General features: G+C 45.4%; 21 protein-coding genes. 18 read left to right on the top strand and 3 right to left on the bottom strand.

The window, feature by feature from the left end:
• From CD000_RS12720 to CD000_RS12670, 14 genes are all read left to right on the top strand, one after another.
• Positions 1-270, top strand: a 270-nt coding sequence (locus tag CD000_RS12720) for a head-tail connector protein (RefSeq protein WP_096224896.1), incomplete at its 5' end; no start/stop codon positions are given.
• Positions 271-286: 16 nt separating this feature from the next.
• Positions 287-424, top strand: coding sequence for a hypothetical protein (locus tag CD000_RS18485; protein ID WP_158225552.1), 138 nt, complete (start codon positions 287-289; stop codon positions 422-424).
• 17 nt (positions 425-441) lie between these two features.
• Positions 442-759 carry a phage head closure protein gene (locus CD000_RS12715; RefSeq protein ID WP_096225793.1) on the top strand — a complete coding sequence of 106 codons (318 nt, stop codon included), beginning with the start codon at positions 442-444 and terminating at the stop codon, positions 757-759.
• A complete protein-coding gene (locus CD000_RS12710; RefSeq protein WP_233130446.1) occupies positions 759-1205 on the top strand; it encodes an HK97-gp10 family putative phage morphogenesis protein in 447 nt (148 codons plus the stop codon). Before CD000_RS12715 ends, CD000_RS12710 begins: the two co-directional genes overlap by 1 nt.
• 5 nt (positions 1206-1210) lie before the next feature.
• Positions 1211-1594 carry a tail completion protein gp17 gene (gene gp17 / locus CD000_RS12705; RefSeq protein WP_096225792.1) on the top strand — a complete coding sequence of 128 codons (384 nt, stop codon included), beginning with the start codon at positions 1211-1213 and terminating at the stop codon, positions 1592-1594.
• Between the two features lie 3 nt (positions 1595-1597).
• Entirely contained in the window at positions 1598-2299 is a 702-nt protein-coding gene (locus CD000_RS12700; RefSeq protein ID WP_096225791.1) for a phage tail tube protein, read from the top strand.
• A 50-nt stretch (positions 2300-2349) separates the two neighbouring features.
• Entirely contained in the window at positions 2350-2655 is a 306-nt protein-coding gene (locus tag CD000_RS12695; RefSeq protein ID WP_096225790.1) for a hypothetical protein, read from the top strand.
• Between the two features lie 29 nt (positions 2656-2684).
• On the top strand, positions 2685-2996 hold the full coding sequence (locus CD000_RS12690; RefSeq protein WP_096225789.1) for a hypothetical protein: 312 nt from the start codon (positions 2685-2687) through the stop codon (positions 2994-2996).
• 9 nt (positions 2997-3005) lie between these two features.
• Positions 3006-5846, top strand: a complete 2841-nt coding sequence (locus CD000_RS12685) for a phage tail protein (RefSeq protein WP_096225788.1) — start codon at positions 3006-3008, stop codon at positions 5844-5846.
• Between the two features lie 12 nt (positions 5847-5858).
• Positions 5859-6206: a DUF6711 family protein gene (locus tag CD000_RS12680; protein WP_096224902.1), complete on the top strand. Its 348-nt coding sequence runs from the start codon at positions 5859-5861 to the stop codon at positions 6204-6206.
• A 9-nt stretch (positions 6207-6215) separates the two neighbouring features.
• Positions 6216-10748 carry a beta strand repeat-containing protein gene (locus tag CD000_RS12675; protein WP_096225787.1) on the top strand — a complete coding sequence of 1511 codons (4533 nt, stop codon included), beginning with the start codon at positions 6216-6218 and terminating at the stop codon, positions 10746-10748.
• A gap of 13 nt (positions 10749-10761) precedes the next feature.
• Positions 10762-10890, top strand: coding sequence for a hypothetical protein (locus CD000_RS19435; RefSeq protein ID WP_255404827.1), 129 nt, complete (start codon positions 10762-10764; stop codon positions 10888-10890).
• Between the two features lie 43 nt (positions 10891-10933).
• On the top strand, positions 10934-11101 hold the full coding sequence (locus CD000_RS18480) for a hypothetical protein (RefSeq protein WP_158225540.1): 168 nt from the start codon (positions 10934-10936) through the stop codon (positions 11099-11101).
• Between the two features lie 52 nt (positions 11102-11153).
• Positions 11154-11342 carry a hypothetical protein gene (locus tag CD000_RS12670; RefSeq protein WP_096225786.1) on the top strand — a complete coding sequence of 63 codons (189 nt, stop codon included), beginning with the start codon at positions 11154-11156 and terminating at the stop codon, positions 11340-11342.
• Positions 11343-11483: 141 nt separating this feature from the next.
• Here the strand turns inward: CD000_RS12670 and CD000_RS12665 are convergent, their stop codons facing one another.
• A complete protein-coding gene (locus tag CD000_RS12665) occupies positions 11484-11921 on the bottom strand; it encodes a hypothetical protein (protein WP_096224905.1) in 438 nt (145 codons plus the stop codon).
• 287 nt (positions 11922-12208) lie between these two features.
• On the opposite strand from CD000_RS12665, the gene CD000_RS12660 reads away from it, so the two are divergent.
• The 3 genes from CD000_RS12660 (at position 12209) to CD000_RS12650 (ending at position 14063) form a co-directional block, all read left to right on the top strand.
• Complete coding sequence (locus CD000_RS12660) at positions 12209-12622, top strand: phage holin family protein (protein WP_096224906.1); 414 nt, start codon at positions 12209-12211, stop codon at positions 12620-12622.
• The gene (locus CD000_RS12655; RefSeq protein ID WP_096224907.1) at positions 12622-13311 is read left to right on the top strand and encodes an N-acetylmuramoyl-L-alanine amidase; all 690 of its coding nucleotides are present in this window, start codon (positions 12622-12624) and stop codon (positions 13309-13311) included. The genes CD000_RS12660 and CD000_RS12655 overlap by 1 nt, the downstream gene beginning before the upstream one ends.
• A gap of 503 nt (positions 13312-13814) precedes the next feature.
• Complete coding sequence (locus tag CD000_RS12650; protein ID WP_233130389.1) at positions 13815-14063, top strand: DNA-binding protein; 249 nt, start codon at positions 13815-13817, stop codon at positions 14061-14063.
• Positions 14064-14147: 84 nt separating this feature from the next.
• Here the strand turns inward: CD000_RS12650 and CD000_RS12645 are convergent, their stop codons facing one another.
• On the bottom strand, positions 14148-14372 hold the full coding sequence (locus CD000_RS12645; protein WP_096225785.1) for a helix-turn-helix transcriptional regulator: 225 nt from the start codon (positions 14370-14372) through the stop codon (positions 14148-14150).
• A 379-nt stretch (positions 14373-14751) separates the two neighbouring features.
• Here CD000_RS12645 and CD000_RS12640 point away from each other — a divergent pair, with 379 nt between their 5' ends.
• Complete coding sequence (locus tag CD000_RS12640; protein WP_198962509.1) at positions 14752-15084, top strand: hypothetical protein; 333 nt, start codon at positions 14752-14754, stop codon at positions 15082-15084.
• A 181-nt stretch (positions 15085-15265) separates the two neighbouring features.
• Here CD000_RS12640 and CD000_RS12635 read toward each other — a convergent pair whose 3' ends face one another.
• A complete protein-coding gene (locus CD000_RS12635; RefSeq protein WP_014195983.1) occupies positions 15266-16144 on the bottom strand; it encodes an IS982-like element ISGsp1 family transposase in 879 nt (292 codons plus the stop codon).
• Positions 16145-16249 lie beyond the last annotated feature (105 nt).

Below are 16249 nucleotides of genomic sequence, written 5' to 3'. Positions count from 1 at the left end.
GAAGCGAAGCAATGGCTGCGCGTTGAGCATAGTGACGAGGACGGCTTAATTAGTACGCTGATTAATGCGGCAGAAAAATACTTGTTCAATGCAACAGGGAATACGTTTGACAGTACCAATGAGTTGGCTAAGCTGTTTTGCTATGTGCTAGTGACCGACTGGTACGAAAACCGCGAGATGATCGGCAAAACGAGCGAAAAAGTGCGGCATACGGTCGAGAGCATCGTGGCGCAGTTGACTCATTGCTACGATAGCACAACGACAACGTAGAAAGGGGGAAGGATTCATGAGCGAGAAAACTGAAAAGCGCGTTGAGAAGGAACTCAAAAGCCTTATCTTAGTGTCTCCAGCGGGGCATAAATACGAAGTGACGGTGTCGGATGCGGGAAATTTGATTGTGACGTATAAAGCCAATGAGACATGATGAGGCGGTGATATGACATGGATCCTGGGTTGCTCCGTCACCGCATCACTATTCAACAAAAAACAAGGGTGCAGAACGAATATGGAGAAGAAATAGCGGATTGGGTGGGTGTAGCAAGTGTATGGGCAAACATCAATCCAATCAGCGGGAGAGAATTTTTTGCAGCTGAAGCCGTCAACAGCGAAGTGACGCACAAAATCAATATGCGCTACAGAAGCGACATAACGCCGGATATGAGGGTTAAATTTAAGGAGCGGTATTTTCGGATTATCGCCGTCATGAACTTGCAAGAAAAAAATGTAGAGCTCCAGCTTCTATGCAAGGAGTTGGTATAGTGTCAAAATTTGAGATTGTTGGGTTGAAAGAGCTGGAAAGAAGTTTGAAGCGTCTTGGTGATGTCCCGCAAAAATACGTAACAAAAGCGTCAAGAAAGGCGATGACGATCGCGTTGCGCAGTGCGAAAGCAAACGCTCCCGTTGATACGGGTGAACTGAAAAGCGGACTCAAGCTTGTCGGTGAGCGATCGCGATTTAAAGGAAAAAAAGTGTATCAGGTGACGTTCGACCGGGCGAAGAACGATATTTTTCAAAAAAGAAACAAAGATGGGGAGATTATCGCATACTACCCAGCGTCGCAGGAGTATGGTTTTTTTGCCCGAAACGGAAGGTACATTCCAGGCTATCACTTTTTAGAAAACGCACTTGTGGAAAATACGGACAAGATTGCCGATACGATTATCTCCGAAATGGGAAAACAGATTGACGAAGCGCTGAAGGGGTGAGGCGGTTGGAGAAGGCGTTGCGATATGAATTGAACCGGATTGGTGAGATCGCGAATAAAATCTACCCAACCAACGCCCCGGAAGGACAAAAACCGCCGTATCTCGTGTATATCCTTTCGTCATACAGGCAGATGAAGACACTGGACAGAATCGAGAATGATGTGAAAGTCAGCTATCTACTCAACATACTAGCTTCCTCATATGAGGAGATGAAGCGGATCACGAAAAAGGTGAAAGATACGGCAATTAGGTTTCAGGCAAGGCGAATCGGCACGGAAAATATACAGGTTGGAGATGTAACCATTAACAATATTACAGAAACATACGAGAGTGAACTTCAACTTTATCGCGGAATTATCGACGTTACATTTTGGATCAAGGAGGTATAATCAATGGCACAATTGGCAATGGGTACGAAATTGATGGTAGGTGCATATAGCATCGCGGAATTAACATCGATCGGTGGGATGGAATTAAGCGCAGACACGGTTGAAACGACTACGTTAGACAGTGGCGGTTGGAGAACGTTTATGCAAGGGTTGAAAGACGGCGGTGAAGTCAGTGTAGAAGGATACTTTAACCCCGGCGACACGAACGGCCAAATCGCTCTTTACAATTCATTCACTAGCGGTTCCTTATTGTCTTACACAATCTTATTTCCTTTCGGCGCTTCCTGGACTTTCAGCGGGATTGTGACGAAAGTCTCTACGAAAGCTGACTTGGAGGACTCCGTCCCGTTCGAAGCGACCATCAAGGTATCCGGTCAGCCGTCATTGGGCTTAACAGCTTCTGCGGGGCTTACTGGATTGAGCTTGTCCGGCACAGGAGGTTCTTTGACGCCGACATTCAACACCAATACGTATCTATATGCGTTCAGCGGCTTAACCGGAACATCGTTCACGGTCACTGCAACCGGCGCAGGTCAGACTATTGCGATGTATGTGGATGGCGTGTTCGTTCAAAACTTGACAAGTGGTGTGGCGTCCGGCTCTGTATCGATCACGAGCATTGGTTCGAAAAAGGTGACTATTGTAGCGAACGAACCAAACAAAGCGCCTAGAGTGTATGAAGTGACTGTGGTGAAAACGGCGTAAGACTAGAGGGTTTCCTCTAGTCTTTTTCATTTTATCGAGGAGGGAAAGAAATGTATACGCCAATTCAATTGGATAAGGTGCGCAATTTCCGATACGGAATGAAAGCGATGCACTTGATTGAACAGAAGTTGAAAAAACCCATCTCGAAAATTGATTTTGACAACCTGACGATGGGTGATTTAGCGACCATTCTTTGGGCTGGGCTTGTGCATGAAGACCCGAAGCTAACGCCTGAAAAAGTGATGGACTTAGTTGATGAGTATTCAAGTTTAGTGGAAGTGACAAAAGCGATGGATGAAGCATTCCGATACGCGATGGGCGAGCCGGACGAGGAAGGGAAAGAAGAAAAAAACTAGAGAAAGGCAGCGACGGCGAGGATTTTTCAGTGAAAGCGGCACTCGAAACAGCTGCCACGATCGGGATGTCTTTATTGGAATTTTGGGAATTGACTCCTTATGAATTCAGCCTAGTGGCGGAATCGTACAGCGAGAAGCTACAGAGGGAGTATGAAGAAAAAGTAGCTCTCGCGTATATGAACGCCTTGTGGACAGCTCAATTTATGTTTGGAAAACGAAAACCTCCAAGCCTAGAAGAAATCTTGAAAAAAGGAAAGAAAGAGCAGAAGAAGATGACTCCAGAGCAGATATTCGAAGAAGTGAAACGGATGAATGCGGCGCTCGGCGGAACAGTCTATTGACGAAAGGCGGTGATTGGTATCGCTACGAAAAACCTTTTAATCCGCGGCGGAGCGGACTTTAGCAGACTGAAAAAAGAGCTTCAGAACACACAGCAAAAAATCACTTCGTTTGCACAACGCGTAAAGAGCTCATTAAACGTTGTCGGTGCGACGGTGGCGACTGTGGGCGCGGCAATCGGAGCCGGATTTATGTTATCCCCAGCAATTAAGGATGCGGCCAAATTCGAGGCGCTGATGGGCACGTTGAGTGAAACGCTTGGCGACAGCATGAAAGATTTTATTAAATGGCAAAACACCGTCGGGGCATCGCTTGGGTTCTCGAAACTCCAATCCGCCGAGCTGGCGAATACGTTATCGCTGAACGTTAAACAGATTGCCACAAGCCAACAAGATTTGATGGAAAAAACCACAAAAATGATGGAAGCGGCGGCCATCATCGCCAACAAACGTGGAATGAGCATGACTGAAGTAGCTGATCGTATCCGGTCTGCGATGAACCAAGAGGCAGACGGCGCAGACGAACTCGGAGTCAATGTCCGTGTGGCGGCGATTCAGGCGTCGAATGCGTATAAAACGATGGCCAATGGCGTGCCGTGGGAACAGCTGAGCACGAACATGCAGAAAGCCATTTTGTATCATCATATCCTTGAATCGGTCAGTGCCAACCTCGGAAACACGTTGCAAAACAACACAGCAATGAAAATGGCTGTGTTCACTGCATCTTTGAACGATGTGAAGTTGGCCTTGGGACAAGCTTTCCTCCCAATTTTAAACGTTGTTCTTCCTGTTCTGACTGCGTTTATGCGAAAGATCGAAGCGGCATTTCGATATGTCGCTGCCTTCACGCGAGCGCTCTTTGGTTTTTCGTCGGACACAAAACAACAGTCCAATCAAATCAGAGTATTTCAGCAGCAAACTGCCGCAACGAATAAACAAACATCAGCTGTCACCGGATTAGGGAGCGCTTTATCCGGCCTTTCTAAAGCGAATGATCGGGTGGCTAAGAGTACAGAGAAGGTAGCAAAAGCCCGTAAAAAAGCACAAGGCTCGTTGGCTGGTTTTGACGAGATTAATAACATCAAAACAAGTTCATCGGACGCCGAAACTGGAGGTTCAGTCGGATCGGGAGGAAGTGGCGCCGGCGGAGGAATAGGGGGAGGAGCTGGCGCGCCGGTATCAACCCCCATTTTTGATGCAGGGCAAAGCGAAACGGCGCTGGGTAAAGTAAGCAAAAAGGTTCAAGAATTCGCGAACAAAGTAAAGAGGTTTTTCCGACCGATCGCTGAAACGTTTAAAACAGCATGGGAAGAAGTGTCTCGTTACTTCAAAAGCAAGGTGCAAGAGCTGATTCAGTTTTGGAGAAAATATGGTGGCCAATTTATTCAAGCCTTAAAAAATATTTGGTCGTTCCTGAAACCAATTGTGTCATGGTTGGTCGGATTTATATGGGATTCGATTAAGGGCTTGATTGATGGTGTGATACAGTTTTTTGAAGGGCTGATTAAGTTTATCGCCGGGGTGTTCACCGGCGACTGGAAAACGGCTTTTGACGGATTAAAAGACATGGTGATCGGTGCGTTTAAAGCCGTTTGGAACTTTTTCAATCTAACTCTGTTGGGTGGCATCAAGAAGGGTGTTTTAACTCTTGTTAAAAACGTCATTAAAAAGCCTTTCTCAAGCCTATCGAAGTTCTTTAAGGACACCGGAGAAAAGATGGCCGAAGGCATCCAAAAACCATTTTCCAGTGCTTCTCGTTGGTTCACGGAAAATGTGACTAAAAAGATTGTAAATGCATTCAGCGATGTTAAGAGCTCTGTAGCACAAAAAGCGGAAAACGTATGGAGCGCAATAAAAGACAAGTTCAAAAACGCCTATACATGGTTTGTTGACAATGTTGCGAAAAAGCCAATGGAGGCGCTCAACAATTGGAAGGCGTCTATCGCGAAATCGGCAGAAAATGTATGGAATGCCATTAAGGACAAATTCAAAGATGTTTATACATGGTTCGTTGAAAATGTCGCGAAAAAACCGATGGAGGCATTTAACAATTGGAAAAGCTCGATCGCCAACACGGCATTGAATGTGTGGAATGCGATAAAGGAAAAATTCAGCAACGCCTATGATTGGTTCAGAGATAACGTGGCCAAAAAGCCGATGGAAGCATTCAATAACTGGAAGACATCCATCGCCAATTCGGCATTGAATGTGTGGAATGCGATCAAGGAAAAATTTAGAGGCGCTTATGAGTGGTTTCGCGACAACGTTGCGAAAAAGCCAATGGAGGCGCTCAACAATTGGAAATCAGCAATCGGCAATGCCGCGTTGAATGTGTGGAACGCGATCAAAGAGAAATTCGGCGGTGCTTATACTTGGTTTAAAAACAATGTGGCAGATAAAATCGCACAAGCGCTATCTAAAATCAAAGACGCATTCAAAAAGGGAATCGGCGACGGTCTGAAAGCCGTCCTAAACCAGTTTATCAGCCTATTTAACAACACGATCGATAGCTTTAATAAATTCAAAGACCGAATTCCGATCATCGGCAAAAAAATTCCCGACATCCCGAAAATCCCGAAGCTTGCACAAGGCGGTTATGTAGCTGCCAACAATCCGATGCTGGCGATTGTCGGCGACAACCGGACACAAGGGGAAATCATCGCGCCGGAAGGGAAAATCTACGAACAAGCATATCGAGCGATTTCTGATGCTCTCGCTTCACTAGGTGGAATGGGAGCTAACCAACCGATCGAACTGACAATTAATCTTGGTTCAACAAGAATTTTTAAAGAGATCATAAACGGCATCAATAAAGTGCAACGTCAATCCGGGAAAACACTTATCACTGTGTAAAGGGGTGAGGCTATGCTTAAAATCAATGGGGTCAGCATTAAAGCGCCATCTTCATTTAAGGTGGACATCATGGACTTGGATGGGGAGGCGACGCGAAACGCGAAAGGCGAACTCATCCGCGACCGGATTGCCGTGAAGCGGAAAATTGAGTGTGAGTGGCCAGCGCTGACTATGTCGGAAATATCGACTATCCTTCAAGCTGTGCAGGACGTATACTTTCAGCTAGAATACCCAGACCCGATGGCAGGGGCGACCATCACCAAGACATTTTATGTCGGCGACCGTTCCGCGCCGATGTATCGCAATGTAAATGGGAATATCCTATGGGAAGGGTTGTCGATGAACTTCATCGAGAAGTAGGTGATTGGAATGTATAATGCATCAAGCGGTTTTAAAACAGCAGTTAAACAGCATTCTAGGGTTTTAGGGGCTAAAGTAGTTATCAATAGCAATACGTACTACGATGACAATATCGTGGAAATGGTATATGAAGACACGTCCAATTCGTCAGAGACATTCAGTGTTGGGGACGTGTCTTCTGCTGTTTTGGAGTTGACTGTAACCGGCGTGAATGAGGCGTTTGAAACAGCGACAGTCACACCATACATCGGAGTGAGTGTGAGTGGGACATTAGAATATGTCCCGCTTGGCGTTTTTTACGTGGATAATGTAGACAGAAAAAAAGATGTCACGAAACTCACTTGCTACGACGGGATGATTAAGCTTGAAAAGGGATATTTCAGCAGTCTCACCTATCCAGCTACGATCGCAGCTGTGATCAATGAGATATGCGCACAGACCGGCGTGCAGTTTTCCGGGACGCTTCCTAACTACTCGATCACGACAAAACCGGAAGGATATACGTTACGTGAGATGGTGGCTCTCATCGCATCGATGTGCGGCGGGTTCGCGAAGTTCGACCGAACCGGCAAGCTGACAATCAAGTCATACACAACGATAACAGAATCCGTCACGGCCGACCAATATATCGAATACGCCAAGAAAAAAGATAGCGTGTATAGAATTGATAAAGTAACGTGCCAAGTTGGTGATAGTACACTCAGCAAAGGAACGCTCTCGGCAGGCGGCAGTGAAGTGACATTTGAAAACCCGTTCGTAACAGACGCCATCCTAACGGACATCTATAATAAACTGAATGGGTTTCAATACATGCCGCTATACGTGAAATCCAACGGCAACCCCGCGTTGGAATGCGGCGACATCATTACCTTTACGACAATTGACAATCAGACCTATAGCATCCCGATTATGTCACATCGATTGACATATAGTGGAGGTTTAATCGGCGAGATTGAGTCGGTCGGTGAAACGCAGAACAGCAACCAGTTTAGCAGCAGTGGCTCGTTGGCGCAGAAAGTCGATCGCGTAGTATATGAACAAGCAATTATCAATGACGCAATGGTGAACAGCTTAAACGCGACGAATGCTCGGATTGACAACTTGCGTGTAACAACCGCGATGATTGATGACTTGGCTGTGACGACTGCAAAGATTGCGGATGCGGCTATCACAAACACGAAGGTGGCGAACGCAAGCATCGACAACGCGAAAATCGCGAATGCCGCAATCGGCACAGCGAAAATCCAAACAGGAGCGATTACCAACGCTCTCATCGCGAATGCGGCGATTCAAACAGCGAATATTGCAGATGCCTCCGTTACTAATGCCAAAATACAAGACGGAGCGATTACTAATGCCAAAATTGCCAATGCAACGATAGGAACGGCGCAGATTGCCGATGCTTCGATTACTACAGCTAAGATACAAGATGCAGCAATAACCAATACGAAAATCGCTAACCTAGCTGTGGATAATGCGAAAATCGCCAATGTAGACGCCGGAAAAATAACAACCGGAACATTAGACGCGAACCGTATAGCTGCAGGTTCAATTACAACCGATAAATTGGTTGTTGGTGATTTTACCAACCTGTGTACGAACCCTGTCTTTGAGGACGGAACAACAAAAGATTGGACGGGTATTTCTGTGTTAATCTCGTCTGACCCAAGTGTTCCTACAGACGCACCTACCGTTTATGTTGGAAAACAGAGTGCGCGTGATGGGTATGGAAGCGACTATTTTCCTGTTAGCCCCGGGGATAAATTTTATTGTGAGGTAACTGCCGCAACGTTAAACAGTACGAATCAGTTTAAAGCGGGACTTGCTTTCTATGATAAAAACAAAAAAGAATTCATTTGGCTAGGTACAAACTATTTATCACCATCTAGCACTTGGACGACAGCAACCGGAACTGTCATTGTTCCTTCAAACGCTGTTTACGCGAGAGTGTGGACGCAGATAAACGCTTTTTCAAATTTCGGAGATTGGTTCTTTACAAACGTCAAAGTGCGGAGAATTGTCGGTACGGCTTTGATTGACGACCTATCGGTAACAACAGCAAAAATTGCGGACGCAAGTATTACCAATGCGAAAATCGCCAATTTGGCTGTCGATAACGCTAAAATTGCAGACGCTTCTATTACATCGGCAAAAATTCAAGACGGTTCAATCACGAACGCCGACATTGCTAACGCGACCATCACCGGTGCTAAAATTGCAAGCGCAACGATTACAGGAGCAAATATCGCAAGTGCGACGATTGATACAGCGAACATAAAAGCAGGAGCAATCACGACAGCGTTAATCGGTACAGGTGCGGTTCAGACAGCACAAATTGCGGACGGTAGCATTACGGACGCTAAAATTGTTTCGTTGACCGCGAACAAAATTACAGCAGGAACAATTGATACCGGACAGGTAACTGTTCAAGGAACGAACGGAAAGTTGAAGATAGCGGGAAACAGACTGCAAGTGTTTGATAACCAACCGAAACCTGTAGAACGTGTAGCGTTAGGCGATGTAAACGGCGATGGGACGGCATATGGTTTAAAGGTGAGAAGTGCGGACGGAACAACTGTACTTTATGACCATAACGGAGTGTATTCGGCAGGTATTACGGATGGGGCTATCACAAATTCAAAAATTTCGAGCGGTGCTGTTGATAATCGCGTCATAGCTGCTAATGCTATTACAGCCGACAAAATCGTCGCAGGCACAATCACTGGCGATAAAATAGCGTCTAACACCATTACAGCAAACAATATCGCCGCTAATACGATTACAGCCGGATCGGCAATCATCGCAGACGGCGCAATTACAAGTGCCAAAATCGCTACTGCGGCAATTGGCACGGCTCACATCGCCGATGGCTCTATTACAAACGCCAAAATCGCCAATGCGGCGATAGACAACGCGAAGATTTCTAACGTCGATGCTAGCAAAATTACGACCGGTACGCTCGATGCCAATCGTATCGGAACTAAGACCATCACCACTGATAAGCTGGTAGTAGCTGACCTTACCAACTTGTGCGTGAACCCCGTATTCGATGGCGGTAGCGACCAAGAATGGACTAACGTGACTGCCGTGCAAAATAGCACGGCTGGCGTACCAACGGGGGCGCCAACAACATACGTTGGTAAACAATCTATCCGAGATGGCTATTGTGGCAAGTTCTTCCCGGTACGCGAGGGTGATAAGTTCTATATCGAAGCATGGGTGGCAACACCAGACAGTACGCAACTGTTCGGTGTAGGACTCAACTTTCAAAAAGAGGACGGCACGAACACATGGGTACTCGCTTGTCAAACATCACCTGTTGGCTCATGGACAAAGATCAGCGGTGAAATAACCGTGCCAACCGGATATACGAAGGCTAGGGTGTGGACGCAGATCAGCGCCTTCTCAAGCTACGGCAACTGGTATATGACGAAGATTACTGTACTTCGCAAGGCTAACACTGAACTAATCGTCGATGGAGCCGTCACAGCATCAAAAATTGCCGCCGGAGCCATTACGGCTGGCTCTGCAATCATCGCAGACGGCGCAATTACAAGCGCAAAAATCGCAAGTGCGGCAGTAGGAAACGCCGCAATCCAAAACGGCGCAATTACAAGCGCAAAAATCGCAAGTGCGGCAGTAGGAAACGCCGCAATCCAAAACGGTGCAATTACGAATGCGAAAATAGCAAATCTAGCAGTAGGAACGGCACAAATCCAAGATGGTGCTATCACCAACGCGAAGATTGCGAATCTTGCAGTAGACGATGCAAAAATTGCAAGTTTACATGGTTCAAAAATTACAGCTTCTTCTATTACAGCGGACAAACTCAATGTAACAGATTTATCTGCAATATCTGCTAATTTAGGAACAGTTACAGCAGGGACATTAAAAGCTGTTACATTAGACTCTGTTACAGGTACATTTTCAGGAAGTCTCAAAACGAACAACCTAATCATAGACTCCGAGTTATCCGAAAGACATGAGATACGACTTCGTATGTCGGATAACAACGGTGTCAACTATGTAGTCGTTGAAGGCGACTATACCCAAGCAACAGGAAATGTTTTAGACATTCATAGAGAGTTAAATGGTTCTCCTACTAATTTCGATCTTGTTTCTTTAAGTACGTATGCGTTGGATTTAAACAACGGTCAATTGTTGGCTGGTTCTGTAACGGTGAACGGTGACTCTTATGTAAAAGGTTCTTACGTTATTAAAACTCCTGACCGTGGGTGGATTGCCCCGACATTGTTAAATGGTTGGGTCAACTATGGTAGTGGTTATGAAACCGCGAGTTACTATAAAGACGCGCTCGGATTTATTCGTCTCAAAGGTCTAATTAAAGGTGGGACAATGGGGGCAGCTGCATTTGTGCTACCGGCAGAGTTTCGTCCTTCGGCTAGAAAAATATTCACGGTATTAACTGCAGGTGGCGTTGGGCGTGTGGATATTGATACATCGGGGAATGTACTGATAATGAACTATGGAACAGCTTCAAACGGATGGGTAAGTTTAGACGGAATAACATTCAATAGGTAATGAGGTGGTGACAATGATTAAGCAAGTATCAAAGATTGATAGTGACGGATTTTTTGTCGAGCCCGTAATTGTTAATGATGAAGATTTTGATGAAGATAATCCATTACATTTTAGCGACACCACAGGAGGGGGAATAGAATGAACGCTAATGTCGATTTAGTCGCGAATGAAGGGAGTGAGGCGTGATGGAAGTGAAGCCGGAATTGGTCATTAATGAGTTGCTGTCCCAAATCACTGCGTTGTCCCGTGAACGTGCGATCTATGCGGCGCTTGTGACGCAATACCAACAAGAACTTGCACAGGTCAAACAGGAACTCGAACAATTGAAACAAGAAAGCCCTGACAAAGAATAGTCGGGGCTTTTTCTATATCACATCTATATCACAATAGAAAGGGGAATGGATCATGAAAATCAGGATTGTAGAACATAGTGGAGAAGAACACATTACGGAAGTGGAAAAATTTAGCGCTAAAGCGGTGTACGAGCAAATCAAAGCGGCTCAAAATCACGACACGTCGGATTATGTCGTTGTGATTGGGGATGTCATTATTGATGCGAGAAGTGTGAAAGCAGTTGTGCCAATCAGAGAGTAGAAAGGTGGGATAGTATGGAACGATTTGACGCGATAATGAATATAACAAAAAAACCTCAGGAGCGTATTCCTGAGGTGAAAGTAAAGAGTATAGTTTATTCATCAGGTGAAATAGCAGATACTCGCTTGATGTATGAAAAAATTAAGAATTTAGAAAAATGTAATTTCCATTTTCAGGGTCAAAAGTGATGCCAGGAACAATCTGACAGACGATTTTACTTACCTCAATTTCATCGTCTGTGTCCCAAAAGTGATGGACATATTCTTCCACAAGACAAATAATTTTTTGTAATTCGCTAAGCCGTGTCCATTTTTCATAGCGAAACATCGCGTAGTTGGCTTGGGAACCAATTTGGTTTTCGGAAAAACTCAGGTTAACCGAATCATTGTCGGCAAAAATGACGTTGAGTATTCTTTTTCTTTTGTTTTTGAAGTCAGGATGATTCATTAACAAAATAATAGACATTTGGACAGCCTTTTTATCATCACCTGACAGTTCGACAGTAGATAAGAAGTTAAAAAGGCCGTCTATTTCTTTGTTTTGAAAAAACAATTTCTCTCGCGCGTTTTCAAGTTTCAAGCAATTCACCTCCTTTCCGTGGAAAATTATATCATTTAGAGGTGATAAAAAATGTTTACTGTAGATGAGTATTTTTAATAACAATATTCGCCGCGTCATAAATGAACTCGACGACGCTGTGGCCTTTCCGTGATCGAAGAAGCTCCAATCGGGCGGAGAGGTCTTGCTGGGATTCGACGATGTAAATGTGACTTTTATTGGGAAGGGGGGTTACATCACCTGACCTTTTCTTATGTCTATAAGGGGGGAATTCATATTCCTTATCATCACTCGCGGAGGTGGAATGAATGGAACGGTTTGATGTAATGTATAAAACCGGCGCGGCTGCGGTTGGGGCTGTTGTCGGGTATTTATTTGGGGGATGGTCTGAACTACTCGGTATTTTGCTGGCATTTGTCGTCATGGATTATGTCACGGGCGTATTGGCAGCGTCGAAAGAAGGAACATTGAGGAGTGCAGTTGGCTTCAAGCGTATTCCAAAAAAAATTATGATTTTCGTACTCGTAGCAGTCGGGCATTTAATTGATCGTGCAGTCGGAACGAATGGATTGTTCCGAGACGCAACGATCTTTTTTTATTTGGCCAATGAGCTTTTATCGATTATTGAAAACGCTGGTCGGATTGGGTTGCCAGTGCCGGAGCAAATCAAACAAGCTGTCGAGGTATTGCAGGGAAAAAGCGAGAAAGGAGAGGATCAATAATGGTACGTATCGTTTTAGACGCAGGACATGGTGGAAAAGATAGCGGAGCTGTAGGAAACGGGTTGAGAGAAAAAGACTTGACGCTGGACATCGTTAAAAAGATCGGCAATTTACTCGCCGAATACGAAGGTGTAGAAGTACATTACACCCGTACAGACGACCGATTTCTTGAACTTTCCGAACGCGCGGAGATCGCGAACAAATTGAAAGCCGATTATTTTATTTCCGTTCACATCAACGCAGGCGGCGGCACGGGCTTTGAGTCGTATATTTATAACGGCAACGTCAGTCAAGCGGCAATCGCATATCAAAACGTGATTCATTCGGAGATCACGAAAGCAATCGGCAACGTCAAAGATCGCGGCAAAAAACGAGCGAACTATGCGGTGCTTCGCTTGACGAATATGCCGGCCATTTTGACCGAGAACCTGTTCATCGACAACGCCAACGACGCGGCAAAGCTCAAATCGGACCAATTCTTACAACAAATCGCATATGGACATGTGGTGGGGTTAGAAAAAGCATTCGGACTCAAGAAAAAAGCAAAACCACAACCGCAACCACAACAAAAAACGTCTGACAAAAAACTGTATCGCGTACAAGTCGGGGCTTTTTCCGACCGGAAAAACGCCGAGCGATTGGTCGAGGAATTGAAGCAAAAGGGGTATCCGGCGTTCATTACAGACTGATCCCCGCCGTTTTGGCGGGGATATAAAAAATAACTGAAATAGAAAAATTTTTATTTTATCTATTGTAATATTTAAATAGATATGTTATAATACAATCAGAAAGGAGGTGAACGACAGGGAGATGATGAGGTGGCTGGACATCATCGAGAAACTTTGCAGTATCGCCGGTTTCGTCCTAGCGACTATCGCCTTCCTAGAAGGACGAAACCAAAAGAAAAAGCGACGCTCCAAAAAGAAACGTCGCAAATGACCGAAACGGAAGCCCGACCTTCGGGAAGGGCTTCTGTATAAAAAATATTATCATCTCCCGAAATGTATGTCAAAAGTAGCTTGGATTGCAAATATCTTATTGGCGTTTGTTGCCGTACGTTTTTTCGTGATCACTGACTTTAGGCATCTTAGCGTATTGGACATCGTGTTATTGATCGTTATTGTTGTATGGGGGATTGCAGGTATTACTTATGTTATCTCGTATTTTCGCGACAGATGAGGGGGAAGTGAACGTGTCATATCGCTTTGCATCACGAAAAGAACTCGAGGACTTCATTAAAAGTGAAGTCCTCGGAGTTGCTGAAACACTAGAGATTTTAAACGTGACATATCAACGTCTTAGCAAATTGATCGAGTCGGGAAGGATTGTTCCAATCAAGAGCTTTCAAAAAGATAAATTGTTTTTCCGAGATGATGTTGAAACACTTGCGAAAGAATTAAAGGAATTGCGGAAAAAATATCGACCGTATGATGCAGAATAATGCAAAAGCCCTTCTCATGTGAGAAATATCCGTTTTTCCATGAAGTTGAGGAAGGTAATTAGAAAGATCGGGAAGACAAGAAGCCTACTCGCTTTGAGTAGGCTCTTTTTTTATCCATATTTCATGTATCGATCTATTCAGTTCCAGGCAGATAGCATACGTAACTTCAAATGATGGCAACTGCTTATTATTAACAATCGCACTTAATGTCCCAGGGTTAATGTTAATTCTTTTGGCAAACTCCCCATGTTTAATGCCTTCTTCAGCCAAAATCACCTTTAATCTGCATTTATACCCTGTCTGGCTCATCGAATCCCCTCCGATTTTTCATTTCGCCGTAAATCCGTTTCGATCCTTCTAAAAAGGATAAGCTGTATCGAAATTTTTTTTAATGGACAAGCAAACGGACAACCACCAACACATAGGCTAATAACACAAAAGCCCCACAGTAGCAAAACTGCTCCTACACTGTATCAGACATCCCGGCATCACTCTTTCGAAACGATTTCGAAAGTGTTCCATGTTCGCTGTGAACTCTTTTCCTACACTGTTCCCTTAGTGCACTTGTACGTGCTAAATGCCTTGTGTGGCAAGAAATTTGGCGTGTGTTAGGAGGAGCGAAGCGACGAGGCGGAAAGAAAGGGGAGCGCGAGGGGAAAGAAAACCACAAACAAAAGAGGTGATAGGAGTGCTTTTCAGACGGCAGCCGGAAACCATCCCGTTTCGAGAATTCATGGGCGGAAAACAGACGGCTGGAAAACGGGCGAAGACAGGCGTAGTTGTCCCGGCGTTGTTCCCGGTCATTACTCCGCATCATCTATTTCCTGTCCAGGACGCTGACTTTGCCTTGCTCATGACAGGGGTCGGTACGATTACGTTGGCAGCGTTTATAGAGCGAGGACTAGTCATGATGGGGATGGCCGATGTGGCTGAAAAAGTAGCTGGTTGTGGCCGCGTTGTATTTCCGATTGCAGTTTACGGCGCTGTATTGTGGCTATTTTTTAGTCTAGGAGGGCTTTGATGTGATAAAAGAATGGCTGCAAAAGCAACGCGCAAAATCCCGATTACGAAAAGCGTTCCAGGCGGCCGGATTGTACGTGACCTATCGGAGTGGGGAGCGGGAGCTAAAGGTGTTTCCGAAGATTCATAGCGTTAGAGTTGGAAACGATCATACGGAATATACCCGTGGTGCTAGTTGAGCGTCAGCGCTCAACCAGCCCTAGTGTGACCAAGGAATAAGCCAACAAGATGCCATCGAGTGCCACTTCAAACCCGGCCATGGAATTCGCTCGAATGTCGGTGATCCGGTATTGGTCTACGAGAATCGAAAACACCGTCTCGATGACTTTGCGTTTTTTTTGGATCCATTCTTCCCATGCCTTGGATGGGCCGTGCTTTTGATTGTGTCGAGACGGTGTCCAGAACGCGACTTGGTGTTCTTCGTACAGCTTTTCTCGAAGAGCGTGGCTGATGTACCCTTTGTCCCCAAAGTTGTAGGGATGAGGGATTTGAGTCATCACCGTTTCAGCGGCTTTGACGTCGTGGCAGGACGCTTCCGTCACGACATAGCCCATGGCCAGCCCTTGATTGGTCACTTGAAGATGCAGCTTGAAACCGTAGTACCATTGCTTTTTGGAAGCACAATACCCCATATCCGCGATCCCTCGAAATCGCTTGACGCGCTGCATTCTCACGGGATGGCACAACGGAAGAGGCAAGCTGTCGACGACCGCATAAGCATGGTGTTGGCCACGTTTCGCCAGCTCATGACGGATCCATTTGATGGCGAAACCAAGCGCCCGGCAGCGGCGGTTGTATCGGGAGCGTTCAAGAAACGAGCCGTTTGTGAACAAATTTCCCGTGACAAAACGATGCCAGGCTCGTTCGGAAGAAAAGCCCAGCAGCTTCCCCAAAAGGTGAACCGCCATGACCACTTCGTCTTCTTGCTTGACCAAGTGACGGTTGCGGCGATGAAGATACATTTGAATCAACGACAGTTGGGCAGAAACAAAACAGAAAATAGCGGCATATTGTTTTTGAAGTTTGGCTGGATCTGTAGTAAAATGAAAGTGCTCTTGCATGGGGGATCTCTCCTTTCGAATGTTGGGTGACACTTTCATTCTACTGGAGATCCGCCAGCAAGGGCTATTTTTATGCTTGATCAAGTTTATCTAGCACCACGGGTT

The sequence above is a fragment of the Geobacillus sp. FJAT-46040 genome, assembly GCF_002335725.1.
GTDB classification, from domain to species: domain Bacteria; phylum Bacillota; class Bacilli; order Bacillales; family Anoxybacillaceae; genus Geobacillus; species Geobacillus thermoleovorans.
This window is presented reverse-complemented; position numbering and strand designations above follow the sequence as displayed.

Excerpts from the sequence above, each read along its gene's own strand:
- CD000_RS12655 (WP_096224907.1), top strand. The coding sequence starts at position 12,622 with ATGGTACGTATCGTTTTAGACGCAGGACATGGTGGAAAAGATAGCGGA.
- CD000_RS12715 (WP_096225793.1), top strand. The coding sequence starts at position 442 with ATGGATCCTGGGTTGCTCCGTCACCGCATCACTATTCAACAAAAAACA.
- CD000_RS12645 (WP_096225785.1), bottom strand. The coding sequence starts at position 14,372 with ATGAGCCAGACAGGGTATAAATGCAGATTAAAGGTGATTTTGGCTGAA.
- CD000_RS12660 (WP_096224906.1), top strand. The coding sequence starts at position 12,209 with ATGGAACGGTTTGATGTAATGTATAAAACCGGCGCGGCTGCGGTTGGG.
- CD000_RS19435 (WP_255404827.1), top strand. The coding sequence starts at position 10,762 with ATGATTAAGCAAGTATCAAAGATTGATAGTGACGGATTTTTTGTCGAG.
- CD000_RS12695 (WP_096225790.1), top strand. The coding sequence starts at position 2,350 with ATGTATACGCCAATTCAATTGGATAAGGTGCGCAATTTCCGATACGGA.
- CD000_RS12635 (WP_014195983.1), bottom strand. The coding sequence starts at position 16,144 with ATGCAAGAGCACTTTCATTTTACTACAGATCCAGCCAAACTTCAAAAA.
- CD000_RS18485 (WP_158225552.1), top strand. The coding sequence starts at position 287 with ATGAGCGAGAAAACTGAAAAGCGCGTTGAGAAGGAACTCAAAAGCCTT.
- CD000_RS12675 (WP_096225787.1), top strand. The coding sequence starts at position 6,216 with ATGTATAATGCATCAAGCGGTTTTAAAACAGCAGTTAAACAGCATTCT.
- CD000_RS18480 (WP_158225540.1), top strand. The coding sequence starts at position 10,934 with ATGGAAGTGAAGCCGGAATTGGTCATTAATGAGTTGCTGTCCCAAATC.
- CD000_RS12670 (WP_096225786.1), top strand. The coding sequence starts at position 11,154 with ATGAAAATCAGGATTGTAGAACATAGTGGAGAAGAACACATTACGGAA.
- CD000_RS12680 (WP_096224902.1), top strand. The coding sequence starts at position 5,859 with ATGCTTAAAATCAATGGGGTCAGCATTAAAGCGCCATCTTCATTTAAG.
- CD000_RS12700 (WP_096225791.1), top strand. The coding sequence starts at position 1,598 with ATGGCACAATTGGCAATGGGTACGAAATTGATGGTAGGTGCATATAGC.